Raw genomic sequence first — 23,549 nt, 5'->3', positions numbered from 1 at the left:
TTCCACCCATCCGTGCGACAGGCCAAGGCATAAAGAAAGTCGCTACTGTCCAACAGCTCCTTGCTGAGTCGGAAGACCACCGTGCAGGTGTCGTCGAGGTTGTCTTCGCTCCCCAGGATCATCAGCGCATCTTCTACGCTGTAACTGCCACACTCAGGGCAGGTATCTATATCGACTTCGCCCTCAGGCAGAGACTCGCCGGCAAATCTCTTAACCGAAACGTGAAGCGGAAATTCTGCGCCGCAGTCACAGCAGCGTCCTCGTTGGTTGAATACTCCCATCACTGTGCCCCCCGCTGATCCCGGGATAAGTTTGAAAAGCGTGTCTGCTCAGGTGTGAAAGCGACTCGAACCGTACCGGTAGGACCATTGCGATGCTTGCCGAAGATGAGTTCTGCCACTCCGCATTCACTTGTTTCGGGGTGGTAGACCTCATCGCGGTAGATGAACATGATGACGTCACCGTCTTGCTCAATCGCACCTGACTCGCGTAGGTCACCATTGAAAGGGCGCTTATCGGCTCGCTGCTCCACCGACCGGTTGAGTTGAGACAATGCGATAACAGGGCAATTGAACTCCTTGGCCAGCGCTTTCAACGACGCGGTGATACCGGCGATCTCAAGGTTGCGATTTTCCTTACCTTCCAGCCTCATCAACTGGAGATAGTCGACCATGATCAGCCGAGGCATACCCGAACGCCGCGCCGCACGCCTCACCTTAGACCTTAGCGCTGACGGGGTAAGACTGGAGGTGTCATCAATAATGAGTCGCTCACCGTAATTATTGATGCGGCCGACCGCTGCTATCACCTTGGGCCAATCTTCATCACGCAACTGACCGCGCATCAAATCCGCCAGGTTGAGTTGGCCCAGGATCGCTATTAAGCGAAACATCAACGCGTGAGCAGGCATCTCCTGACTGTAGATCTGAACCGTATTGGTTGGTTTCTGTTGGAGGGCGGCGTCCACCACGCTGAGCGCGAGGCTGGTTTTACCCATGGAAGGACGAGCCGCGATGACGATCAAATCAGCATCTTGAAAGCCACCCGTAACCTGATCCATCGCATCCAGTCCACTAGGGATACCGGTGATGCTGTCGCCTTCGTTGAAGTGGTAGTCGATCCTTTCAACCACCTCCATTAACGTCTGCTTCACATCAACAAAATCACTCCGTCCCCTGTCCTGCCCCAGCAGGAAGAGTTTCTGTTCAATAAGCTCCTGGACCTCAGCACTCTTGGCTTGGTTCGAGGAAGCCTCGCGGCTGCATTCGTATCCGAGCATGACCAACCGACGAAGATGGGAGCGCTCATGAACGATGGCGGCGTAGGTCGAGATATTGGCAACCGAAGGAGTGTTCTTGGCTAACTCTCCTAGGTAGCTCAGGCCCCCTACTTCATCTGGCCCGTCCAATGACTCAAGGACGGTAACCACATCAATCGGTGAACCGCGCACAGCAAGCTTCTCGATCGCCTGGTAAATCAGACGATGGTCACGCCTGAAAAAATCGTCCGCGGTAATGACGTCTGCAATGAGATCCCACGTGGAATTGTCGAGCATCAGGCCACCGAGAACGCCTTGCTCGGCCTCAACTGAATGAGGTGGGGCTAGATCAAGCACGCTCATACTGCTGCTCTCCCCAGGGTCGCCCTCTTCGATAGCAAAGACACGTTCTGGCTCAGACGTTCCTCACTCAGCGCTTCGAACTTCAAACGCCACTCGGGAAACAGCTCCATGGAGAGGTCTTTGATGACCTTGAATGCGGTTGGTGAACGTCGGTGTGTGGGCAGCCGATACTCCAATCGGTGAGCGGGAATACCTTCAGTGGCGGCACGACGAAAACTCACCGCCGCCGGGATTGTTGTGCGGACCATCTGAACCTGGGGATGGTCGGAAAAAGTCTCGGCTAAAGAGTAATAAATCAGGTTTGCATCATTCGTTGCGTCAAGCTTGTTGATCACCACATTCAGCGGTGGCGTCACAGCACCAAGCGCTGCCAATGGCTCAAGATCCCGGTAGAGCTGGAGCATCCCGCGGTGAAACTCTCGAGCAGTCAACATATCAGGCGTGATGGGAGAAATAGCCATTTGGGCGCCCAGCAACGCCATCTCCAAGAGGATGGAGCGCGCGCCCTGGGTGTCGATCAAAATCAGATCAAAGTCGCGTTCAAATGCCGGCATCAAATTTTTGAGACGAAGACGGCCGTCAGCTGCGTGCAAAAGCAGATTGCTCAATTGGTTGAACGGGTCATTGGAGTGAATCAGCGAGAGATTGGGAATGCAGGTCTGGGAGATGATCTGGTCGGCCCGGGTCTCATTATTCGCGATCAGTTGATAGGTGCCGCCTGGCGCTTCATGCGATAGCGCGTAAAACGACGACAGCGATGGCTGGTTATCAAGATCAATGAGTAGGGTTCGAAGACCTGCATCGGCGCAGAACGCGCCTAGATTGGCGCCTACCGTGGTTTTACCCGGTCCGCCCTTGGTTGAAACGATTGCTGCGATTTTCATACTGCTTGCCTCTGAATCGAAGGATTAGAGACAGCTTCATAAAAGTCACGCTATAGACTGATTGTCAGGAAAAACGCCCTGAACGAAAAAAGCCTGCATCTCTGCAGGCTTTTTCACTATCTGGCTCCACGACCTGGACTCGAACCAGGGACCCAATGATTAACAGTCATTTGCTCTACCAACTGAGCTATCGCGGAATGCGCCGTATGTTACTGATTGAAAAGGAGAAGTCAAGCATTCAGTGAGATTTGTGCTTTCCCAAGGTGCGCACTGCTGAAAAGTCATCACTCCACTCCCTGTCACGACTCTGTCATGCGTCAACGCCAACATCCGCAGATACCCCGCCCCTACCCTCTTCTTGAAGGACGACACATGCACACTCGCTCAGGCCCGCCAGCGGTAAAAACCCTGCTTGCCCGTTTTATCGTTATCGGATGCAGCCTGATGGTGAGCGCGTGTGACAGTGTGACCGGGAGTGCGCCTGCCGCCTCCACTTCCTTCAAGACCCTGGACGGTGCACCTCCACTGGTAATCGGGCATCGCGGCCTGCCGGGGTTGTACCCCGAGGAAACCCGGGCGTCGTATGAGCATGCGGCCGACGCGGGTGCAGACTCCCTCGAGCTGGACCTGCATATGACCAAGGACTGTGTATTGGTAGCTCGGCACAATCCCTGGTTGAGCGACAACACCAACATCAGCGACGTCGCGAAGACCAACCCAGAGGTTGCTCGCCGCAAGCGCACGGTTCCAGGTGTGTTGGTCAATGTCCGGTATCCCGCCACCGCAGAAAATGGCCCGGCCCAGTACCTGAGTGATTTGACCAACCCCAACGATCCAAAATCCGTGTTGAAATCCTTGATCGTGGATGGCGAAGACCATACCAACGACTGGTCAATCAGCGATTTCACCCTGGCCGAACTCAAGCAATGGATCGGCGGCACGACGTACGACGCCCGCGACGAGCGCCCGACCGAACTCAACGGCAAGCTGCCGATCTTGAGTTTCCAGGAAGTGATCGACATCGCAAAAGCCAAAAGCGCAGCCACAGGCCGTGTGATTACCACCTACCCGGAAAGCAAAAACCCAATCTGGAACAACGCCCAGGCCATCGCCAATGGTTGCGGCGCCCCGGGCAGTCATCCGTTCGAAGCGGCGTTCCTCAAGACCCTTAAAGACAACAACCTCAATCGCAAAGACGCGCCGGTGTTTGTGCAAAGCTTTGACCCGAACAGCCTGAAGTACCTGCGCTCTATCGGCCTGCAATCCAGGGCGGTGCAGTTGGTGGATGGGAACGGTGTGGACTTCAAGACCGGCGAAACCATTTTCATCACGGACAAACCCAACACCTTCGTCAGCGGCCGCCCCTACAGCTGGACCGTCGCCGGCGACCCACGCGCCTTTGGTGCGATGCTGACTCCGGCAGGCCTGGCCGAGGTCAAGACCTACGCCGACGGCATCGGCCCGTGGAAGCCGCAAGCGATGTCGCTGACCGCCACTTCAGCGCAAAACCCTGGTTTGCCCGAAGTCGACACCTTCAAGCCGACCAACCTGATCAGCGATGCGCACAAGGCTGGTTTGTTCGTCCATATCTTCACCTTCCGCAACGAAGCGAAGTACCTGGCCGGTGCCTACAAGGGCAATCCGGCGGCCGAATACATGGCCTTCTTCCGGGCGGGAGTTGATGGTGTATTTACGGACTTCACGCCGACTGCCGTAGCTGCCCGAAACACCTACCTTAAAGAAGTCGCGCGCTAAACAGTCATCAAGGTGGATGGCGGCCTTCACGGCCGCCATTGTTCAGTCCAACTGCTCGATCACCCCGACCGCCTTGAGCTGCCCCAGTTGCTCCGCCGACAACCCCAGGCGCTCGCCCAGTACCTCATCGGTATGCTGCCCCAACATCGGCGCCGGCCTTACATACTCCACCGGCGTGCCCGACATCTTGATCGGGCTGCCGACCATGGCGAAATCCGGATTCTTGGGATGCGGGATCTTCACCATCAAGCCTCGGGCAATCACCTGCGGCTCTTCCAACGATTGCGCGATGTTATTGATCGCGCCCACCGGCACTTTCGATGCGTGAATACTCGCCACCCACTCGTCCGCCGTACGCCCCAGAAAGTGCGCCGACAACAGCTCGACAATCTCGGCCCGGTGCGCGACCCGATCGGCATTGCGCCGAAAGCGCGGGTCTTGCGGCAGGTGCGGCAAGCCAATGCTGTGGCACAGCGCAACAAACTGGCTGTCGTTGCCGCAGGCAATAATAAAGTCGCGGTCTGCCGCACGGAACACCTGGTACGGCACGATGTTGGCGTGGGCGTTGCCGTACCGCTCAGGTACCTTGCCTGAGGCCAGGTAGTTCATGCTCTGGTTGGCCAGGGTTGCGACCTGTACGTCCAGCAGCGCCATGTCGATGTGTTGACCAACGCCGGTGCGTTCGCGGCTGAGCAGTGCGGCCTGGATGGCGACGGTGGAATACAGGCCGGTCATCAGGTCGGAGAACGCTACGCCGACTTTTTGCGGGCCGCCGCCGGGCAAGTCGTCGCGCTCGCCGGTGATGCTCATCAGGCCGCCGATGCCCTGGATGATGAAGTCGTAGCCGGGCTCTTCGGCACGCGGGCCGGTCTGGCCGAAACCGGTGATGGAGCAGTACACCAGCCGTGGATTGATCTCGGCCAGGGTCGCGTAATCCAGGCCATAGCGCGCCAGGGAACCGGCCTTGTAGTTTTCGATCAGTACGTCGGAGCTGGCCGCCAGGGCTCGTACCAGTTCCTGGCCTTCGGAGGTGGCGAGGTCGATGGCCACGGATAACTTGCCGCGGTTGGTGGACTGGTAATAAGACGCCTGCCCGGACGACTCGCCGGTATCGGTCTTCATCCACGGCGGGCCCCAACCACGGGTGTCGTCACCGCTTTGTGGCCGTTCGATCTTGATCACTTCCGCGCCGAGGTCAGCCAATACCTGGCCACACCAGGGACCGGCCAATACCCGGCTTAAATCCAGCACCCGCAAACCTGTCAATGCACCCATTATTCTTGTCCTGTGATGAATCGAAATCAGCCGACTGCCGGCTCTTCATGACGCAGGGAAATCCCCAGCACTGCACGCCGCCGCAGCCAGGGGCTGGGGCGATAACGTGGGTCGTGGGTGAGTTCGCTCATGCGCTGCAAAATCGTGAGGATGCGCCGCGGCCCAAGGGCATCGCCCCAGGCCAGCGGACCCTGTGGGTAACCCAGGCCGAGTTGTACCGCCTGGTCGATGTCGTCGACGCTGGCGATGCGTTGCTGGGCGATGTCGCAGGCCAGGTTGACCACCATCGCCAAGGTGCGTTGGGCGACGAAGCCAACGCTGTCGCTGATCACCGTCACGCCCACCCCGTCACTGGCAAGCAGCGCGTGGGCGGCGTCGCGGGTGGCGGTGGAGGTCAGCGGGTTTTGCATCAGGGTGCGATGGCGTGACAGGTCGGTCAGCAGGTCGATGCACAGGGTGCGCGCCGGGTCGGTGTGGAAGCGCTCGCTGGCCGATGTGGCATCGAGGCCGTAAGGCGCCAGCAGGCATAACGCTTCAGGCGAAGGCTGTGCCGTGCTTTCAAGGTGCGCGCCCAACTTGATCACCAAGGCGCTGAGGCGCTCGTAGTCGTCGGCGTTTTCAGTGGCGATCCACACCGGCGGCAGATGCTTCACCGAAGGCACCGGCTGCGGCTGCGGGCCGTCGACTACCTGGCCATTTTCGTAACGGTAGAAGCCCTGCCCGCTCTTGCGCCCCAGGCGTCCGCCCGCCAGCATCTGGCGGGTCAGGGGCGACGGTTTGTAGCGCGCTTCTTGATAGAACTGGTTGTAGATCGACTCCATCACCGGGTGGGAAACGTCGAGGCCCGTGAGGTCCAGCAGTTCCAGCGGGCCCATGCGAAAGCCTGCGCCTTCACGCAGGATACGGTCGATGTCGCCGCGCTCGGCAATGCCTTCATCGAGCATCTTCAACGCTTCGGTGCCGTAGGCACGGCCGGCGTGGTTGACGATAAAGCCCGGGGTGTCCTTGGCGCGCACGCCGCGATGGCCGGTGCGGGCCACGAAGGCCAGCAGGTCATCGCCGACCTTCGGCGCAGTGGCCAGGCCGTCGATCACTTCGACGACGCGCATCAACGGCACCGGGTTGAAGAAGTGCAGCCCCGCTACCCGCTCAGGGTGTTGGCAACCGGTGGCGATGGCCGTGACCGACAGCGACGAGGTGTTGGTGGCGAGGATGCAGCCCGCGCTGACCACGCCTTCCAGTTGCTGCAACAGGCCGCGCTTGGCGTCGAGGTTTTCGACGATGGCTTCCACCACCAGGTCGCAATCGTGCAATGCCTCAACTGTGGCGGCGACGTGCAGGTTTTCCAGCGCTGCGTCCATCGCCGCCTGGCTGATCTTGCCCTTGGCGGCCAGTTTCGAGAGCGTGGCGCCGAGGTTGTCCCGAGCGGTTTGCGCAGCGCCATCGCGGGCATCGAACAAGCGCACCAACACGCCCGCCTGGGCGGCAATCTGAGCGATGCCGGCACCCATCACGCCGGTGCCTACCAGGCCCATGATCTTGATTGAATCCGTCATCGTCATTCCCCCAGGTAGTTCGCGGTGCGTTTTTCGAAGAACGCTGCGGCGCCCTCCTTCTGGTCTGCCGAATCGAACAGCAGTTGAAAGGCCTTGCGCTCCAGCACCAGCGCGCTTTCCAGCGGCAGGTCGGCGCCGGCGAGCATCACTTCCTTGATCTGCTCCACCGCCAGTGGCGGCAAGGCGGCGATCTGCGCAGCCAGTTCCAGGGCGCGGGGGATAGTCTGGTCATCCGCCACCACTTCGCTGAGCATGCCCATGGCCAGAGCCTCCGGCGCCTTGACCATGCAACCGGTCAACGCGATACGCATGGCCTGGAACTTACCCACGGCGCGCACCAGGCGCTGGGTGCCACCGGCGCCCGGCATCAGGCCCAGCTTGACCTCGGGCTGGGCAAACCGCGCCGACTCACCGGCGACGATCAGGTCGCAATGCATGGCCAACTCACAACCGCCGCCCAGGGCAAAACCGTTCACCGCGGCGATCACCGGCTTCGGGCAGCGGCTGATGGCTTCCCACAAATACTCGGTGTGCCGACGGTACATCTCGATCGGAGTGGCGCTGGCGAATTCCTTGATGTCGGCACCGGCCACGAAGAACTGATCGCCGCCGGTGAGCACGATGGCGCGCACATCACGACGCTTGGCCAGGGCACGAAAATGTTCGGCCAGTTCTTCGCGAACCTGGGCGTTCAAGGCGTTTTTAACTTCGTGACGGTGGATGCGTACCACGGCGACGCCATTGTCCTGGACGTCGAGGTGCACTACGGGTTGGTCGAGGCTGGCCACAAGTTCTCCTGCTGCAATGTTCTTGTTAGTTCGGATATCGAGTGTTTCGCTATGCGAAACAACATTCCGTATTTAGCGATAATCATAAGGACCGACTCGCCGTGATGTAAACGTAAAAACCTTAGCCGCCCGCAAATCGAGCTATAACTCTTTGTTTAGAAGGGTTTTATTAAACAAAAAGACAATCACCCGAAAAGTTGATTAGTTTCGCTGTGCGGAATACAATTTTGTTTTGTTGATTTTCTAAAAAAAGGGGGACTAACATGCGCCGTCGAAACCTGGACCCGAATACACCTGAAGCACCTGCCGGCAACCACGCATTCGAACACTTGCTGATCGATCCGATGAATGCCGACGAGGAAGAAGACAAGGACCGCCAGTTCGTTACCGCCCTGGCACGTGGCCTGGAATTGCTGCGTTGTTTTACCCCCAGCGAAAGCGTGCTGGGTAACCAGGAGCTGGCGCGCAAGACCGGGCTGCCAAAGCCGACGATTACACGAATGACCCACACGCTGACCCGCTTGGGCTATCTCAAGCACCTGCCGCAGTCAGGCCGGTATCAGTTGGATGTAGGGGTGATGGCGTTCGGTTACGCAATGCTTTCGAACCTGTCGGTGCGGGCCGTGGCCCATCCGCTGATGGAGACGATGGCCAAGTACGCCCAGGCCGCGGTGGCCATGGCGACCCGCGATCGTTTGGACATGGTGTACCTGGACGTGGTCCAGGGTGAAGCCAACATGACCATGCGCCGCCAGGTCGGTACGCGGCTGCCGTTGCACTTGAGTTCCGCAGGCCGCGCCTGCCTGGCAGCGATGCCGGAAAACGAGCGGGAATTTATCCTCGACCATATCCGCCAGCGTCATCTGGAGGACTGGCCAGGCATCAGGAAGGGCCTGGAACGCGCCTTCCGGGATTACACCGATTTCGGCTACTGCATGTCGATCGGTGAGTGGCACCGCGATGTAAACGCCATCGCCGTACCGCTGCTGCATGCACAACATGGGCTGCTGACGTTCAACTGTGGCGGACCGAGTTTTCACCTTTCCCGGGAGAAACTCGAGGACGACATCGGGCCCCGTCTCAAGCACATGGTGAACAACATCGAGGCCGCCGCCCGCTAGACAGATCGGTGCAGGGCCTCGGCAGATTGACTTTCAACTGGCCCGCCGAACGGGCCGCTGAGGAATGCACATGATCCGAGACGCCGAAACGCTTCATCTGTTGCTGGAAACCCTCCAGCAGTTCGTCAACGAAGCGCTGATCCCACGGGAAAACGAACTGGCCGAGACCGATGACGTCCCGGCGGATATCGTCAGCCAGTTCCGTGAGTTGGGCCTGTTCGGCCTGACCCTGCCCGAAGCCTACGGCGGCCTCGGGCTGACCATGGAAGAAGAGGTCAACGTGGCCTTTGAACTGGGGCGCACCTCTCCGGCATTCCGCTCCTACTTCGGCACCAACAACGGCATCGGCTCCATCGGGATCCTGCTGGACGGCACCGAGGAGCAGAAGCAGCACTACCTGCCGAAACTGGCCAGCGGCGAGCTGCTCAGCTCGTTCTGCCTGACCGAACCGGACTCCGGCTCCGACGCCGCCTCGCTGAAAACCACAGCGGTGCGCGACGGTGATCACTACGTCATCAACGGCACCAAGCGCTTTATCACCAACGCCCCCCACGCCGGGATTTACACGGTAATGGCCCGCACCAACCCGGACATCAAGGGCTCGGGCGGCATCAGTGCGTTTATCGTCGAGCGCAACACGCCGGGCCTGTCCCTGGGCAAGCGTGACCACAAGATGGGCCAGAAAGGCGCCCACACCTGCGACGTGATTTTCGACAACGTGCGCGTGCCGGCCGACCAGCTGATCGGCGGTGTCGAAGGCGTGGGGTTCAAGACCGCGATGAAGGTGCTCGACAAGGGCCGCCTGCACATTGCCGCCGTCAGCGTAGGGGCTGCCGAACGCATGCTCAACGATGCCCTGCACTACGCCCTGGAACGCAAACAGTTCGGCCAGCCGATAGCCGAGTTCCAGCTGATCCAGGCGATGCTCGCCGACAGCAAGGCCGAGATCTACGCCGCCCGCTGCATGGTGGTGGACGCTGCGCGCAAGCGCGACGAAGGCCTGAACATCGGCACCGAAGCGTCCTGCTCGAAGATGTTCGCCACGGAAATGTGTGGCCGGGTGGCGGATCGTTGCGTGCAGATTCACGGCGGTGCCGGGTATGTGAGCGAGTACGCCATCGAGCGGTTCTATCGCGATGTGCGTTTGTTCCGGCTGTATGAAGGCACCACGCAGATCCAGCAATTGGTGATCGCCCGCAACATGATTCGCGAGGCGCAGCACTAAACCTGAGAACAACACAGATCACCTGTGGGAGCGGGCTTGCTCGCGAAGGCGGTGTGTCAGTCGATGCATCCAGTGGCTGATACACCGCATTCGCGAGCAAGCCCGCTCCCACATTTTGACCGTGTTCCAACCCATTAACTGCAACACCCATACCCAGTGCCCTAACAACTACAACAAGGTATCGCTATGGAAGTCGCCACTCAGGCGGGTGCGTTGTCGCCCGCGAAAAACAACCTGTGGATCATCGTATTCATCTTCTGCTTCCTCGGCCTGCTGATCGACGGGGCCGACTTGATGTTGCTGTCCTACAGCCTCAGCAGCCTCAAGGCCGAGTTCGGCCTGACCAGTGTCGAAGCCGGCAGCCTGGGCAGTTTCACCCTGGCCGGGATGGCCATCGGCGGGATTTACGGCGGCTGGGCCTGTGACCGTTTTGGCCGGGTGAAAACCGTGGTCTGGAGCATCGTGCTGTTCTCCGCCGGCACCGCGATCCTGGGCATGACCCACAGCTATTGGCAGTTTGCGAGCACACGCTTCTTCGCCTCCCTCGGGCTGGGCGCGCTGTATGTCGCGTGCAACACGCTGATGGCCGAATACGTGCCGACCCGCTATCGCACCACCGTGCTCGGCACCCTGCAGGCCGGCTGGTCGGTGGGTTACATCGTCGCCACCTTGCTCGCGGGCTGGATCCTGCCGAACCACGGCTGGCGCTGGCTGTTCTACGTGGCGATCATCCCGGTGATCCTCGCCGTGCTGATGCAACGCCTGGTGCCGGAGCCCCAAGCCTGGATCAAGGCCCAGGCCGAACGTGCCCGGGAAAAGGCCGAAGGCATCAAGCGCGTGTCGGCGAAGAAACCCGACGGCATGTTCAAGCTGATCTTCAGCGACCCGAAAGCCAGCCGCATGTTTATCCTCTGGGCGCTGACCGCAGGCTTCCTGCAGTTCGGCTACTACGGCGTCAATAACTGGATGCCGTCGTACCTGGAAGGCGAACTGGGGATGAACTTCAAGTCGATGACCAGCTACATGGTCGGCACCTACGCAGCGATGATTTTCGGCAAGATCCTCGCCGGGCTCGCGGCAGACCGCCTGGGCCGGCGCCTGGTATTCGCCGTCGGCGCGTTGGGCACGGCGATTTTCCTGCCGGTGATCGTGCTGTTCCAGAGCCCGGACAACATCCTGTGGATGCTGATTGTGTTCGGCTTCCTCTACGGCATTCCCTACGGCGTGAATGCGACCTACATGACCGAAAGCTTCGAAGCGAAATTTCGCGGCTCAGCGGTGGGCGGGGCCTACAACATTGGCCGAATTGGCGCAGCGGTGGCACCGGCCGCCATTGGCTTCCTGGCGTCCCATGGCTCGATCGGCGTAGGATTTTTGGTGATGGGCGGCGCGTACTTTATCTGCGGGGTGATCCCGGCGCTGTTCATCCGCGACAAGCAGTTTGATCCGCAAAAACAATAGGCCCCACGCCGGGGCTTGCGGCAACGCAGCCCCGGCTATAAGACGTGCGGCAGTTATACCCTTCGGCAAACCGGGCTAGACTATACGTCAGTCCTACGGAACTGAAGGAACAGTACGACGCTCTCACCCAGCCTGTAAGACAGTTTTGTGCTTAGAGGCTCATACACTTATGAAAACACCGACCCAGACCAACGCAATTGACTTCGACAGCGCCAAATTGCAACGACTGGGCTTTGGTCAGCCTTCCCTTCTTACACGCCGCCCCACCACCGTTGTGCAACTTCGCCAGCAACTGGGCATGCAATTGCAAACCAGCCTGGAGCCGGAGCACATCCTCGCGCTGTTCTTCCGTGAGATCCAACGCCTGGTGCCACTGGACGCCCTGCAATACCGTCACGAAGCCAGCGACCTGCGCCTGGAATATGGCCATCGCGGCCATCATTCGGTGAGCTATGCCCTCAGCCACGAAGGCGAGCACCTCGGCGAACTGGTGTTTCGGCGCAACCAACGCTTCATGGAAGACGAGTTGGCCAACCTGGAATCACTGCTGGCCACCCTGCTCTACCCGATGCGCAACGCCCTGCTCTACCGCGCGGCGACCCGTAGCGCCCTGCGCGACCCGCTGACCGAAACCGGTAACCGCATCGCCATGGACCAGACCCTGCAACGGGAAATCGACATGGCCCGCCGGCACCTGCAGCCGCTGTCCTTGCTGATGCTGGACATCGACCACTTCAAACACATCAACGACAGCCACGGCCATGCCACAGGCGACAAGGTGCTCAAGGCCGTTGCCGCCTCGATCAAGGGCCAACTGCGCAATGTGGATATGGTGTTTCGGTTTGGCGGGGAAGAGTTTCTGATCCTGCTGTCCAACACCGGCCGGGATGCGGCCTCGATGGTCGGTGAGCGCCTGCGCCATGCGGTACAGGCCCAGGAATACTGGGCGGATGATGAACGTATCGAATTGACGGTGAGCCTGGGTTGCTCGACCTTGCTGGCAGGAGAGTCCGCCGAGAGCGTATTGCGCCGGGCGGACAACGCCTTGTATGTGGCCAAGCGCGAAGGCCGCAATCGCCTGGCAATGGCGGGGTAACCGCTTTAATTCACGGCAGCCCCGCCATCACGCGGTTTATGCTTCGCTGGCAACCAGGGTGGGTTGTTTACGGGTGGCAGTCGCCGATTTTTCCAACTGCATGCAGCGTTCCAGGAACAGGTACATGTAGTCGTAGCTCTTGCACACCGCCTGACGCAGCTCTACCTGCAGTTCCTGGGTCGGATTCATGCCGGCCAGGGTGCAGATGATTTCCAGCGCTTCCCACGGGTGAGCATCATCGTACTGGGCATGCATCTTCAGCCACTTCATGGCGCGCTTGCGGTCTTCCTCAGGGAAAGCCGCAGCATAGACGCCGGTGGAACACACCACGGCGGACCACTCCCCAGTGGCCCCCTCAATGGCGTAGTTGGTGGCGGCAATCGCGACAATCAGCGAATCGGCCGAGCTGGTGTGCCAGCACCAATGGCTGAGTGCATGCAGCTCCGGTGGCACTTCCTGTGCCTGCAACTCTTCCAGGCTGACACCATGGGCACGCGCCCAATGCACCCAATAATCGGCATGGTTGAGTTCCACGCGAATATTGCGCATCAGCCAGCGGCGCGCCATGTCCTCCCCAGGATGGCGGGCAAATTTGGTCTTGGTGAGGTTCTGTGCCATGTACAACGCAAACTGTTCAACCACTGGCCAGCCACCAATCAGGTAGTGGCGCATGGTCTTGGCGCTGAGCTTGTTATCGCGCATGCGCTGGTACAGTTCGTGTTCGACAACGCGGCGCTTGCTCTCGCTACAAGCCTGGATCAGCTGTTGTGCCCAGGCGGGGTAACTCGAGGCTTCCATAAGCGGGCCGGTTCTGTTGAATGTGTCGATCACTGTCGGGCTCCTTTTGATGTGTGATATGTACAGACCAGCAAATGTTTCATCGGAACGTGCCAGGCGCCTTGAATAACAGAGGCTGCGGTCGCACAGGTCGACACTGCAAACTATCAAAGGTAAACAACTGCGGTCGCTCGATCAGGTATCCCTGAGCGTAGTCGACCCCGATCTCAAGCAAGGCTTGTTCGATCTGGGGTGTCTCGACAAATTCGGCAATTGTGCGCTTACCCATGACATGACCGATGTGATTGATCACTTCGACCATAGCGCGGTTAATCGGGTCGTCCAGCATATCCTTTACGAAACTTCCATCGATCTTCAAGAAGTCTACAGGTAAATGTTTAAGATATGCGAACGAGGACATCCCGGCGCAGAAGTCATCGAGGGAGAAATGGCACCCTAACTCTTTGAGTTCGTTGATAAAACGAATTGCACTACCCAAATTCGCGATAGCGCTGGTTTCTGTAATTTCAAAACAAATCATTTCTGGCGGAATGCCATACGCGCTGAATTTCTCACGCAAGAACCCGAGAAAGTCCTCATCGCCGATGGTAATGCCTGACAGATTGATCGCACACATAGCCATAGGCCGGGCCGGGCGCTCACGCATACAGCCCGCGACGATCTTGAACACGTTCTCCACCACCCAGCGATCCAGCGATGTCATCAAACCGTAACGCTCGGCCGCCGGGATAAAACTGTTCGGCAGGATGATCCGCCCCGCCTCGTCATGCAGGCGCAGCAGGATTTCGATATGCCCATTGCCATGCTCGGTGTGCCCCAGCGGCGCAATTTCCTGGGCGTACAGGCAAAAGCGGTTCTCTTCCAGGGCCATATGCAGGCGCTGCACCCAGGCCATTTCGCCAAAACGCAGGGACAATTCCGAGTCATCGGCGTGATACACCTGCACGCGGTTGCGGCCTTTTTCCTTGGCCATGTAGCACGCCATGTCGGCAGCCCGCAGGGAGGTTTCCAGGGTGGTCGGGGCTTGGGTGATGTGCACCAGGCCGATACTCACGGTGGTGACAAACGGCCTGCCCTTCCACACAAAATGCAGGCTCTGCACGGTATGGCGCAGGCTTTCGGCGATTTTTTCCGCCACCTGTGCCGGACAGTTTTCCAGCAGGATGCCGAACTCGTCGCCGCCAAGCCGGGCCAGGGTGTCGCCTTCGCGCAGATCCGACTGCAGCAGCGCGCAGATATGCCGCAACAGCTCATCCCCGGCGGCATGCCCGCAGGTGTCGTTGACCAGCTTGAACTGGTCAAGGTCAAGGAACATCAAGGCATGGCGCCCGCTTTGCTGGCGCCCGACGTTGTGCAGCACCTGCTCCAGGCGGAACTCAAACTCGCGCCGGTTGGCCAGGCCGGTCAAGGCATCGTGGGTCGCCTGCCAGGACAGGTTGGCGATGTACTGGCGCTCCTGGGTCATGTCGTGCAGCACCAGCACCGCGCCGACGACTTTGCCAGCACTGCGGATCGGCGCGCCCACCAGGGTGACGGACACGGTGGTGCCGTCCAGACGCTGAATCAGCTTTGAATGCTCGCTGCCCCCGCCGAGCTGGCCGCCCAATATGCGTTCGATCAAGGTAAAGCCGTCGGCCTGGGCATTCTCATCCAGCAGGTTGAACAGCGCTGCCAGCGGCAACCCCTGGGCCTGGGCGCCTTTCCAGTGGGTCAGGGCTTCGGCGGCCGGGTTCATATACGCAATGGCGCCGTCGACATCGGTGGTGATTACCCCGTCGCCAATTGACTCCAGGGTTATCTGCGCCCGCTCCTTCTCTAACTGCAGCGCGTCGGCAAACGCGTGCCGCTGGGCCAGCAGCTTGTGGGTGCGCAACAGCGCCAGCACGATCAAGCCCAGCGCCGTGGCCAGGTTGGTCACCAGCAGCAGGCGCAGAATCATCCGCGAGCCTTCGCCCAGGGCGTCACTGAAGGCTTTGGCGGCCGGGGTCACGCCGTCGTTGATGGCGAAAATCCGTTCCTTCCAGGCGTGCACGTCGGCGCTGCTGACCTGATTGGCCAGGATCGCCCGGTGCATCTCCTGCGCCAGGTCGTCCAGTTGCAACAAATAGCCGTCGCCCACCGTCCACAGCTCGATGGCCTTTTCCAGGTAACTGAAATGGCGAAAGTTGAGGTATAGCCAGATCAGGCTGGAAACGTCGTCACGGTGGTTGCCGCCCTTGAGGATGCCCGAGCGTGCGGCGCTCAGGTCCGGGGTCGGGCGGTCGAGGGCCACGCGCAGCTCATGCCCGCCCTGGGGTACGGCAATCGCGTTCTGGTATTTGAGGAAGGTGGCTTCGTTGCGGTTGTCGGCGTACAGCGTCAGGTAAAAGATCGCGTCTTTCTGGCCCTTGGACCACAGGCTTTCGCCTGCCACATAGCCGCGCACCGCCGAGAGCACGTAGAGACTGACGCAGCCTAACAATGCCTGGAACAGTACGACGGCAATAAAGGGCCACACGATGCCCAACAACCGAGGGGTTCCGAGAGTCTGCTTTTGCTTCATGAGGTCCCTTGCACATGCACAACTAAAATACGCACGCGAGTGAAAACCGCTCCTGATAGCTCAGCGTAGGCTAAATCACCGCACTTGTTGCAAGTGTCCGTAAAGTTTGGCGTACAAGCCACCGTCAGCAATGAGCTGCTGATGGTCGCCATCCTCGGCAATATGCCCGCCATCAAACACCAATACCCGATCCGCCTGTTTCACCGCCGACAGCCTGTGGGCGATGATCAAGGTGGTACGGCCAGTGAGAAACCGCGCCAGCGCCTGGTGCAGATTGTATTCGGTTGCCGCATCCAGGGCCGAGGTGGCTTCGTCGAGTATTACCACTTTTGGCTCCGCGAGCACCATCCGTGCAATGGCCAGGCGCTGACGCTGGCCGCCGGAGAAGCGTACGCCGGAGCGCCCGACCACGCTGTCCAGGCCCAGCGGCAGCGCCCTGACAGTCGCATCCAGTTGGGCAATTTCCAGCGCCTGCCAGCAGGCCTGGTCGCTGCGTTCGCGGCCCATGGTCAGGTTGGCGCGCACCGTATCGTTGAACAGCGCCGGGTGTTGCAGCACCACGGAGACGTTCTCGCGAATCGTCTCCAGGCCGATTTCCTGCTGGGTCAAGCCACCAAAACGGATGCTGCCCGCCTGCGGCGTATACAGCCCCAGCAACAGCTGCACCAGGGTACTTTTGCCGCCGCCGCTGGCGCCGACAATCGCGACTTTTTCACCCGGGGCAATGTTCAGGTTCAACTGGTCGAGCACCAGCTCTTCGCCATAGCCGAAGTTCAGGCCGCGCACCTCGATGCCGACGGTCTCGCGCCCGGTAAACGGATCGGCACCGCCCGCGTATTGCGGTTCGTCGGCGCGGGCCAGCAGTTCGTTGATCCGCGTCAGCGCCCCGCCCGCCGCGTAGTAGGCGTATTGCAGGTTCAACAACTGCTCCACCGGGCTGATCATGAACCACAGGTAGCTGAACACCGCGAGCATCTGGCCGATGGACAGGTCGGAAAACAGCACGGTGAGCATGGCCGCCGCGCGGAAAATGTCGATACCGAACTGGAACAGCAGGCCACTGGCGCGGCTGGAGGCGTCGCTTTTCCACTGGGAATTGACGGCGAAGTCCCGCACTTCCTGGGCGCGCTGGCCCAGGCGCCCGAGGAAAAAGCCCTGGCGGTTGCCGGCGCGCACTTCCTGGATCGCATCGAGGGTTTCGGTGAGGGCCTGGGTGAACCGCGAGGTGCTGTCGTTTTCCAGCTTCTTAAGGTGCTTGACCCGCTTGCCCAACTGCACGGTGGCGTAGATCACCAGCGGGTTGAACAGCAGGATCAACAGCGCCAGCTTCCAGTGCATCCACATCAGGATCCCGGAGGTGCCCACCAGCGTGAGCATCGCCACCAGGAATCGGCTGAGGGTCTCGCCGACGAATTTGTCCACCGTGTCCAGGTCGGTGACCAGGTGCGTGGTCACCGTGCCGCTGCCCAGGCTTTCGTATTCGCTGAGGGAAATGCGCTTGAGGCGCTCGATCAGCCGTACGCGAATGCGATAGACAATGTCCTTGGCCAGCCGCGCAAACAACCGCGCCTGCAACACGTTGAACACCAGGGCGCCGCAACGCAACAGCAAGGTCACCAGCAGCATCAGGCCGATATAGCCGGCAGCCTTCTGCCAACCCAGGGGCAGCGCGTGGTTCATCACTTTCAGTGCCGCATCGCCGTGGCCCAGCAGTACTTCGTCCACCAGCAACGGCAACAGCAACGGGATCGGCACGCTGCACAGGGTCGCCAGCACGGCAACCCCATTGGCGATCCACAGGGATTTTTTGTGATGCAGGGCCAGGCGGCGGACTTCCGCCCAGGTCAGCCGGTCGACGCGCTTGGGTTGTTCGACGGGATCGGGCTGATCATGCACAGGCAGCTCGCTCCAGCCAACGACTCAGCAGCGGCGACAACTCGGACAGCGGCTGATAGCCATTGGTAAGCAGCGCCAACTGCCCATTGCGCTCAGCCAGCAAGGTCGGGAAACCGGCGATACCCAAGTCCTGAACCCAGGTGAAATCCGCGGCGGTGGCCGCGTGCTGATCGGCCCGGTCGAAGGCTTCGGCGAATTCGATACGCGGCACGCCGGCCGTCTCGGCCAACTCCACCAGCACGTCGGCGCGGGTCACGTCGCGCCCTTCGACGTAGAACGCCTGCTGGATCAGGCCCAGCAGTTTCCACGCGCAATCCGGCGCCAGGCTGCGGGCCGTGACCACCGCACGGCAAGCCGGCTCGGTGTCGTAGACAAATCCGTCAGGCAACGCGCCCTCCCGCTTGAACGGCTGGCCGGTGGCGTCGGTGACCGCCTGCCAGTGCTCAAGAATATAGCGCCGGGTGGTCGGCTCCAGCGCCGCGCCACTGCCGGTGCGCAAACCGCCCACCACCAGGTGCAGCTCCACGCCTGCGGCCTGGGCCTGCTCAACCAGCGCCTTGGCCACCGGAGCGAAACCCCAGCACCATGAACACATCGGATCCATTACATAGAGCAGGCGCGCGGACATGGCTCAGGCCTCGGAGGATGGGGATTGCTTGTAGTTGTAGCCAATCGGGTGCGGCAAGTTGCGGGCCTTGGCCAGTTCAATCTGCTTCTGCCGGTCGATCGCACTGCGACGAGTCTTCTCGGAAAGCTTATCCCAGCAATGCGGGCAACTGATGCCGGCCACATAGTGTTCGGATGCACGGTCGGAGGCGCTGATCGGTGTGCGGCAGGCATGACATTGATCGTAGTCGCCTTCGCTCAAGTCGTGGCGCACGGTCACGCGATTGTCGAACACAAAGCAGTCGCCCTGCCATTTGGTTTCTTCCTGCGGCACCTCTTCAAGGTACTTCAGGATGCCACCCTTGAGGTGGTACACCTCGTCAAAACCTTCGCTGAGCATATAGCTCGAGGCTTTTTCGCAACGAATGCCGCCGGTGCAGAACATGGCGACTTTCTTGTGCTTGGCCGGATCGAAGTTGGCTCTGATGTAGTCGGGAAATTCGCGAAAGCTGGTGGTTTTCGGGTCGATCGCACCTTCAAAGGTGCCGATGGACACTTCGTAGTCGTTGCGGGTATCGATCAGCAGCACTTCCGGGTCGCTGATCAGCGCATTCCAGTCTTGCGGATTGACGTAGGTGCCGACTTTTTTGTTCGGGTCAACGCCTTCGACGCCCAGGGTCACGATCTCTTTCTTGAGCTTGACCTTGGTGCGGTAGAACGGCTGCTCGTCGCAGTACGACTCTTTGTGGTCGATGTCGTCCATGCGTGGGTCGTTCTTGAGCCAGGCCATCAAGCCATCAATGCCTTCGCGGCTACCGGAAACGGTGCCGTTGATGCCTTCTTCGGCGATCAGCAAGGTGCCTTTGATGCCGTTGTCGACCATCGCCTGCAGCAGTGGCTCGCGCAGGGCAACGTAATCTTCGAGGGTGACGAACTTATACAGTGCCGCCACGACGATTGGTTGAGTCATGGGTGTTCTCTCCAGGTGGCTACCCTCGTAAAGGGTGAACCGGATGCAAAAAAAACGCGCCGACTAAGCGGCGCGTTGCGGATTCTATCAGGGATAAACCGTTAACTGTAGGAGCGAGCTTGCTCGCGAAGGACGTCAACGGTGACGCGGAACACCTGAAACCCAACGGCGCTCTCAGGTTTTTCGCGAGCAAGCTCGCTCCTACAGGGGAGTTCAGTCGATACCCATCAATGTCCGCCGGCGCAGGTCGGCGAGGCCGGGGCTGCGTCGATTTTCGCCCATTCTTCAGGCGTGTAGGTATGCAGCGCCAACGCATGGAATTCGCTCATCAGGTCACCCAGCGTGGCATAGACCTTCTGGTGGCGCTTGACGCGGTTGAGCCCCTCGAACTGCTGGCTGACCAGCACGGCCTTGAAGTGGGTCTGCAACCCACGGCTGTGCATATGGCTTTCATCCAGCACGCTCAAGTGTTCCGGGCTCAGGGCGACGAGTGCCGATTCGATACGCTGTTGCATGGTCATTCCTGTTTACTTCTTCTTGGCCGGGGCCGGGGCTTTTGGCGTCAGCTCGTTGGTCATGTCTTCCAGCAGCTTGTTCACCACAGGTACCGCGCTTTCCAGCTTGGCCTGGGTCATCTGGGCCGATTGCTGGGTCAGCTGAGGCATTTTTTCCAGGACTTTCTTGCCCAATGGCGACTGGTAGAACGCAACCAGGTCCTTGAGCTCGGATTCGCTGAAGTTACTGGTGTACAGCTTGATCATGTCCGGCTTGAGCTTGTTCCAGCCAATAGCCTGGTCCAGGGCGGTGTTGGCCTTGGCCTGGTAGGTGTCCAGAACGGTTTGCTTGGAAGCAGGCGCCTTGGTCTGCTCGAAACGCTGAGCGAACATTTGTTGCACTTGCATGTACACCGGGGTACCCAGCTTGTCGGCATGGGCCAGGGTAAGGAAGGCTTCGGCACTGGCGTTGTGGCTGGCGGTATCGGCAAAAACCTGGCCGCTGGCACATACCAGAGCAACCGCGGTACAGATGGCACGAAGACGAGTCATCGAGTTTCCTTTTCTAGCAGGCGAGGTAAGACCCCAAGGGCGCCCATTCTGCGCCTAAAAAACGCCGCGGCTCAACCCCACGCCTTATGGGGCCTGGTTTTGCGGTACATAATCCGATGAAAAGTCTTTAATGGAACCCTCAAGGTCCATCACGGCCTAAACTGCGCAAACGAACCTGAAGGAGTGTGCCCGATGAGCCGTATCGAAACCGACAGCCTGGGAGAAGTGCAAGTCCCGGATGACGCTTACTGGGGCGCGCAGACCCAACGCTCGCTGGTGAACTTCGCCATCGGCGACCAGCGCATGCCCCTCGCCGTGCTGCACGCCCTGGCCCTGATCAAGAAGGCTGCAGCCCGGGTCAACGACCGCAATGGCGACCTGCCCGCCGACATCGCCCGGCTGATCGAACAGGCCGCCGACGAAGTGCTCGCCGGCGAACACGATGACCAGTTCCCCCTGGTGGTATGGCAGACCGGCAGCGGTACCCAGAGCAACATGAACGCCAACGAAGTGATCGCCGGCCGCGCCAACGAGCTGGCGGGCAAGCCCCGTGGCGGCAAGAGCCCGGTTCACCCCAACGATCATGTGAACCGCTCCCAGAGCTCCAACGACTGCTTCCCCACCGCCATGAGCATCGCCGCCGTGCAGGCGGTCACCGAGAAGCTGTTGCCGGCCATCCGTGAACTGTCCGGCGGCCTGGCAGAATTGTCGGCGCGCCACATGAAACTGGTGAAAACCGGCCGCACCCACATGATGGACGCCACGCCGATCACCTTTGGCCAGGAAGTTTCAGCCTTTATAGCGCAACTGGATTACGCCGAACGCGCGATCCGCAGCGCCCTGCCCGCCGTCTGCGAACTGGCCCAGGGCGGTACTGCCGTCGGCACCGGGCTCAACTCGCCTCACGGCTTTGGCGAAGCGATTGCTTCGGAATTGGCCGCGCTGTCGGGCCTGCCGTTTGTCACCGCACCGAACAAATTCGCTGCGCTGTCCGGCCATGAGCCGTTGACTACCCTGCACGGTGCCCTGAAAACCCTGGCCGTGGCCCTGATGAAAATCGCCAACGACCTGCGCCTGCTGGGTTCCGGCCCGCGTGCAGGGCTCGCGGAAGTCAAGTTGCCGGCGAATGAACCGGGCAGTTCGATCATGCCCGGCAAGGTCAACCCGACCCAGTGCGAAGCCCTGTCGATGCTGGCCTGCCAGGTGCTGGGCAACGACGTGACCATCGGTTTCGCCGCCAGCCAGGGCCATTTGCAGCTGAACGTGTACAAGCCGGTGATCATCCACAACCTGCTGGAGTCGATCCGCCTGCTGGCTGACGGTTGCAGCAACTTCCAGGAGCACTGCATCGCCGGCCTCGAACCCGACGCCGAGCAAATGGCCGCGCACCTTGAGCGTGGCCTGATGCTGGTGACTGCGCTGAACCCGCACATCGGCTACGACAAGTCCGCCGAGATTGCCAAGAAGGCCTATGCCGAAGGGCTGACCTTACGGGAGGCGGCGCTCAAGCTGGGCTACCTCACGGATGAAGAGTTCGACCAGTGGGTGCGTCCGGAAAACATGCTGGAAGCCGGTCATTAAGACGCCAACCGTGCACGCCGGGCCCTGAGCCCGGCGAACAACGATGGCGCCAGCGCGACCGTTGCGGAACCCAGCACCACCAGCACGGCCCCGCCGTAGCCGAGGGCGTTGATGTCTTCGGCGTGCACGTAGTCGGGCCACATCCACGCGGCCACGGCCACCGCGACGAAGGTCACCAATGGCGTCAGCGCCAGGGTGGCGCTGACGCGCGAGGCTTCCCAGTGGGCCAGGGCTTCGGCGAATGCGCCGTAGGCAATCAGCGTATTGAAGCAGCAGGCCAGCAGCAGCCAGCCTTGCAGCGGGCTCAGTTGCAGCGCTTCCATCGGGTGCGCCCAGGGCGTCAGCAACAGCGCGCAGCACAGGTAGATCACCATCATCACCTGCAACGAATTCCACACGGTCAACAACTGCTTCTGGCCCAGGGCGTAAAAGGTCCAGATGGTGGTGGCCAGGAGGATCGTCAGTACGCCGGCGGTGTAGCTGCCCAGGGAGGTCAGCAGTTCGGTCAGGCGCTGGTTGAAGAACAGGCCAAAGCCGGTGATCAGCACCAGCAGGCCCACGCCCTGGCCCAGGCTGAAGCGTTCCTTGAACACGAAGACGCTGGCGATCATCAGGAAGATCGGGCCCATCTGCACCACCAGTTGCGCGGTGCCGGGGCTTAGCAGTTTCAGGCCCACGAGGTAGAGCACGTAGTTGCCCATCAGGCCGCACACGGCGATTGCTACCAGCCAGGCGCCTTTGGGGCCAAGGGAGCGCCAACTGGGCAGGCGTCTTACGGCGGCGAGGTAGATAAACAGGCAACTGCCGGAGACCACCAGGCGAAACCAGGTGACGGTGACGGGGTCCATCACCTGCAAGACCTGTTTGAGTTTGATCGGCAGGATGCCCCAGAGCAGCGCGGTCAGCAGGGCCAGGGATAAACCGTAGACCCAACGGCCTGATGAGATGTGCATGAATGCCCCGAATGCATGAGGTGGAGGAGGTGCATTCTAGGGGGACGCGGGGGGTGGGTGTATATCCGTTTTTTGGGTGATGGCTTGTATGGGTTCCGCTCTTACAGCGGGTCACTTTTGAAAAGACCCCCCGTGTCAGCCTATCTGTCACCTCTGATGTTTGACTCAATCATTCAAGGGGGCGAAGGTGTTTGGCAATGCCGAAACGTTATGACAATGACTTCAAGGATTGGGCGGTTCTGCAAATGATGCCGCCCCTTAATCGAGCGGTGGCAGAACTCGCCGTTGCAATCGGCGTCACCCCACAGTCACTGCGAGATTGGAGACAAATGGCTAGAGATAAAGGTTTGGTCGTTCCAGGCAATAACAAGACAA

At 60.3% G+C, this 23,549-nt stretch carries 20 protein-coding genes and 1 tRNA gene; 7 read left to right on the top strand and 14 right to left on the bottom strand.

Features of this window, described 5'->3' with window-relative positions; genetic code table 11:
• Positions 1-280: 280 nt before the first annotated feature.
• From dnaB to AU074_RS09360, 3 genes are all read right to left on the bottom strand, one after another.
• Positions 281-1,621: a replicative DNA helicase gene (dnaB, locus tag AU074_RS09370; protein WP_076014470.1), complete on the bottom strand. Its 1,341-nt coding sequence runs from the start codon at positions 1,619-1,621 to the stop codon at positions 281-283.
• Positions 1,618-2,505 carry a ParA family protein gene (locus tag AU074_RS09365; RefSeq protein WP_076014469.1) on the bottom strand — a complete coding sequence of 296 codons (888 nt, stop codon included), beginning with the start codon at positions 2,503-2,505 and terminating at the stop codon, positions 1,618-1,620. Before AU074_RS09365 ends, dnaB begins: the two co-directional genes overlap by 4 nt.
• 121 nt (positions 2,506-2,626) lie before the next feature.
• Positions 2,627-2,702: transfer RNA gene (locus AU074_RS09360), tRNA-Asn, on the bottom strand.
• Between the two features lie 175 nt (positions 2,703-2,877).
• Between AU074_RS09360 and AU074_RS09355 the strand changes: the two genes are divergently transcribed.
• On the top strand, positions 2,878-4,260 hold the full coding sequence (locus AU074_RS09355; protein ID WP_076014468.1) for a glycerophosphodiester phosphodiesterase family protein: 1,383 nt from the start codon (positions 2,878-2,880) through the stop codon (positions 4,258-4,260).
• A gap of 42 nt (positions 4,261-4,302) precedes the next feature.
• Here AU074_RS09355 and AU074_RS09350 read toward each other — a convergent pair whose 3' ends face one another.
• Genes AU074_RS09350 through AU074_RS09340 form a run of 3 tightly spaced genes read right to left on the bottom strand, consistent with a single transcriptional unit; the run spans position 4,303 to position 7,879 of the window.
• Positions 4,303-5,535 (bottom strand): CaiB/BaiF CoA-transferase family protein, encoded by a 1,233-nt coding sequence (locus tag AU074_RS09350; RefSeq protein WP_076014467.1) that lies wholly within the window; start codon positions 5,533-5,535, stop codon positions 4,303-4,305.
• Between the two features lie 26 nt (positions 5,536-5,561).
• On the bottom strand, positions 5,562-7,091 hold the full coding sequence (locus AU074_RS09345; protein WP_076014466.1) for a 3-hydroxyacyl-CoA dehydrogenase: 1,530 nt from the start codon (positions 7,089-7,091) through the stop codon (positions 5,562-5,564).
• A gap of 2 nt (positions 7,092-7,093) precedes the next feature.
• On the bottom strand, positions 7,094-7,879 hold the full coding sequence (locus tag AU074_RS09340; protein WP_076014465.1) for an enoyl-CoA hydratase: 786 nt from the start codon (positions 7,877-7,879) through the stop codon (positions 7,094-7,096).
• Between the two features lie 263 nt (positions 7,880-8,142).
• Between AU074_RS09340 and AU074_RS09335 the strand changes: the two genes are divergently transcribed.
• The 4 genes from AU074_RS09335 (at position 8,143) to AU074_RS09320 (ending at position 12,782) form a co-directional block, all read left to right on the top strand.
• Positions 8,143-9,000, top strand: coding sequence for an IclR family transcriptional regulator (locus tag AU074_RS09335; RefSeq protein ID WP_076014464.1), 858 nt, complete (start codon positions 8,143-8,145; stop codon positions 8,998-9,000).
• A gap of 70 nt (positions 9,001-9,070) precedes the next feature.
• Positions 9,071-10,225: an acyl-CoA dehydrogenase family protein gene (locus AU074_RS09330; protein WP_076014463.1), complete on the top strand. Its 1,155-nt coding sequence runs from the start codon at positions 9,071-9,073 to the stop codon at positions 10,223-10,225.
• Positions 10,226-10,411: 186 nt separating this feature from the next.
• On the top strand, positions 10,412-11,686 hold the full coding sequence (locus tag AU074_RS09325; RefSeq protein ID WP_076014462.1) for an MFS transporter: 1,275 nt from the start codon (positions 10,412-10,414) through the stop codon (positions 11,684-11,686).
• A gap of 169 nt (positions 11,687-11,855) precedes the next feature.
• Positions 11,856-12,782, top strand: a complete 927-nt coding sequence (locus tag AU074_RS09320; RefSeq protein WP_076014461.1) for a GGDEF domain-containing protein — start codon at positions 11,856-11,858, stop codon at positions 12,780-12,782.
• 36 nt (positions 12,783-12,818) lie between these two features.
• Here AU074_RS09320 and AU074_RS09315 read toward each other — a convergent pair whose 3' ends face one another.
• The 7 genes from AU074_RS09315 to AU074_RS09285 all read right to left on the bottom strand — a co-directional run bounded on the left by AU074_RS09315 (position 12,819) and on the right by AU074_RS09285 (position 20,640).
• Entirely contained in the window at positions 12,819-13,580 is a 762-nt protein-coding gene (locus tag AU074_RS09315; protein WP_371916619.1) for a TenA family transcriptional regulator, read from the bottom strand.
• A 79-nt stretch (positions 13,581-13,659) separates the two neighbouring features.
• On the bottom strand, positions 13,660-16,122 hold the full coding sequence (locus AU074_RS09310; RefSeq protein ID WP_076014459.1) for an EAL domain-containing protein: 2,463 nt from the start codon (positions 16,120-16,122) through the stop codon (positions 13,660-13,662).
• A 75-nt stretch (positions 16,123-16,197) separates the two neighbouring features.
• Entirely contained in the window at positions 16,198-18,018 is a 1,821-nt protein-coding gene (locus AU074_RS09305) for an ABC transporter ATP-binding protein (protein ID WP_076014458.1), read from the bottom strand.
• A complete protein-coding gene (locus tag AU074_RS09300) occupies positions 18,011-18,646 on the bottom strand; it encodes a DsbA family protein (RefSeq protein ID WP_076014457.1) in 636 nt (211 codons plus the stop codon). The genes AU074_RS09305 and AU074_RS09300 overlap by 8 nt, the downstream gene beginning before the upstream one ends.
• 3 nt (positions 18,647-18,649) lie before the next feature.
• Positions 18,650-19,594 (bottom strand): rhodanese-related sulfurtransferase, encoded by a 945-nt coding sequence (locus AU074_RS09295; RefSeq protein ID WP_076014456.1) that lies wholly within the window; start codon positions 19,592-19,594, stop codon positions 18,650-18,652.
• Positions 19,595-19,821: 227 nt separating this feature from the next.
• Complete coding sequence (locus tag AU074_RS09290; protein WP_003216739.1) at positions 19,822-20,115, bottom strand: BolA family transcriptional regulator; 294 nt, start codon at positions 20,113-20,115, stop codon at positions 19,822-19,824.
• Positions 20,116-20,121: 6 nt separating this feature from the next.
• Entirely contained in the window at positions 20,122-20,640 is a 519-nt protein-coding gene (locus AU074_RS09285) for a DUF2059 domain-containing protein (RefSeq protein WP_017476194.1), read from the bottom strand.
• Between the two features lie 192 nt (positions 20,641-20,832).
• On the opposite strand from AU074_RS09285, the gene AU074_RS09280 reads away from it, so the two are divergent.
• On the top strand, positions 20,833-22,221 hold the full coding sequence (locus AU074_RS09280) for a class II fumarate hydratase (protein ID WP_003216744.1): 1,389 nt from the start codon (positions 20,833-20,835) through the stop codon (positions 22,219-22,221).
• Here the strand turns inward: AU074_RS09280 and AU074_RS09275 are convergent.
• Entirely contained in the window at positions 22,218-23,174 is a 957-nt protein-coding gene (locus AU074_RS09275; RefSeq protein WP_076014455.1) for a DMT family transporter, read from the bottom strand. The two genes, AU074_RS09280 and AU074_RS09275, sit on opposite strands and share 4 nt — an antisense overlap.
• A gap of 197 nt (positions 23,175-23,371) precedes the next feature.
• On the opposite strand from AU074_RS09275, the gene AU074_RS34810 reads away from it, so the two are divergent.
• Positions 23,372-23,549, top strand: a 178-nt coding sequence (locus AU074_RS34810) for a transposase (protein ID WP_143503556.1), incomplete at its 3' end; no start/stop codon positions are given.

Source organism: Pseudomonas sp. ATCC PTA-122608 (assembly GCF_001952855.1).
Taxonomy (GTDB): Bacteria; Pseudomonadota; Gammaproteobacteria; order Pseudomonadales; family Pseudomonadaceae; genus Aquipseudomonas.
This window is presented reverse-complemented; position numbering and strand designations above follow the sequence as displayed.

What these genes read in the sequence shown, in the direction of transcription:
- AU074_RS09275 (WP_076014455.1), bottom strand. Translation starts at nt 23,174, where the DNA reads ATGCACATCTCATCAGGCCGTTGGGTCTACGGTTTATCCCTGGCCCTG.
- AU074_RS09330 (WP_076014463.1), top strand. Translation starts at nt 9,071, where the DNA reads ATGATCCGAGACGCCGAAACGCTTCATCTGTTGCTGGAAACCCTCCAG.
- AU074_RS09320 (WP_076014461.1), top strand. Translation starts at nt 11,856, where the DNA reads ATGAAAACACCGACCCAGACCAACGCAATTGACTTCGACAGCGCCAAA.
- dnaB (WP_076014470.1), bottom strand. Translation starts at nt 1,621, where the DNA reads ATGAGCGTGCTTGATCTAGCCCCACCTCATTCAGTTGAGGCCGAGCAA.
- AU074_RS09345 (WP_076014466.1), bottom strand. Translation starts at nt 7,091, where the DNA reads ATGACGGATTCAATCAAGATCATGGGCCTGGTAGGCACCGGCGTGATG.
- AU074_RS09295 (WP_076014456.1), bottom strand. Translation starts at nt 19,594, where the DNA reads ATGACTCAACCAATCGTCGTGGCGGCACTGTATAAGTTCGTCACCCTC.
- AU074_RS09365 (WP_076014469.1), bottom strand. Translation starts at nt 2,505, where the DNA reads ATGAAAATCGCAGCAATCGTTTCAACCAAGGGCGGACCGGGTAAAACC.
- AU074_RS09355 (WP_076014468.1), top strand. Translation starts at nt 2,878, where the DNA reads ATGCACACTCGCTCAGGCCCGCCAGCGGTAAAAACCCTGCTTGCCCGT.
- AU074_RS09300 (WP_076014457.1), bottom strand. Translation starts at nt 18,646, where the DNA reads ATGTCCGCGCGCCTGCTCTATGTAATGGATCCGATGTGTTCATGGTGC.
- AU074_RS09335 (WP_076014464.1), top strand. Translation starts at nt 8,143, where the DNA reads ATGCGCCGTCGAAACCTGGACCCGAATACACCTGAAGCACCTGCCGGC.
- AU074_RS09325 (WP_076014462.1), top strand. Translation starts at nt 10,412, where the DNA reads ATGGAAGTCGCCACTCAGGCGGGTGCGTTGTCGCCCGCGAAAAACAAC.
- AU074_RS09280 (WP_003216744.1), top strand. Translation starts at nt 20,833, where the DNA reads ATGAGCCGTATCGAAACCGACAGCCTGGGAGAAGTGCAAGTCCCGGAT.
- AU074_RS09290 (WP_003216739.1), bottom strand. Translation starts at nt 20,115, where the DNA reads ATGACCATGCAACAGCGTATCGAATCGGCACTCGTCGCCCTGAGCCCG.
- AU074_RS09310 (WP_076014459.1), bottom strand. Translation starts at nt 16,122, where the DNA reads ATGAAGCAAAAGCAGACTCTCGGAACCCCTCGGTTGTTGGGCATCGTG.
- AU074_RS09285 (WP_017476194.1), bottom strand. Translation starts at nt 20,640, where the DNA reads ATGACTCGTCTTCGTGCCATCTGTACCGCGGTTGCTCTGGTATGTGCC.
- AU074_RS09315 (WP_371916619.1), bottom strand. Translation starts at nt 13,580, where the DNA reads ATGGAAGCCTCGAGTTACCCCGCCTGGGCACAACAGCTGATCCAGGCT.
- AU074_RS09350 (WP_076014467.1), bottom strand. Translation starts at nt 5,535, where the DNA reads ATGGGTGCATTGACAGGTTTGCGGGTGCTGGATTTAAGCCGGGTATTG.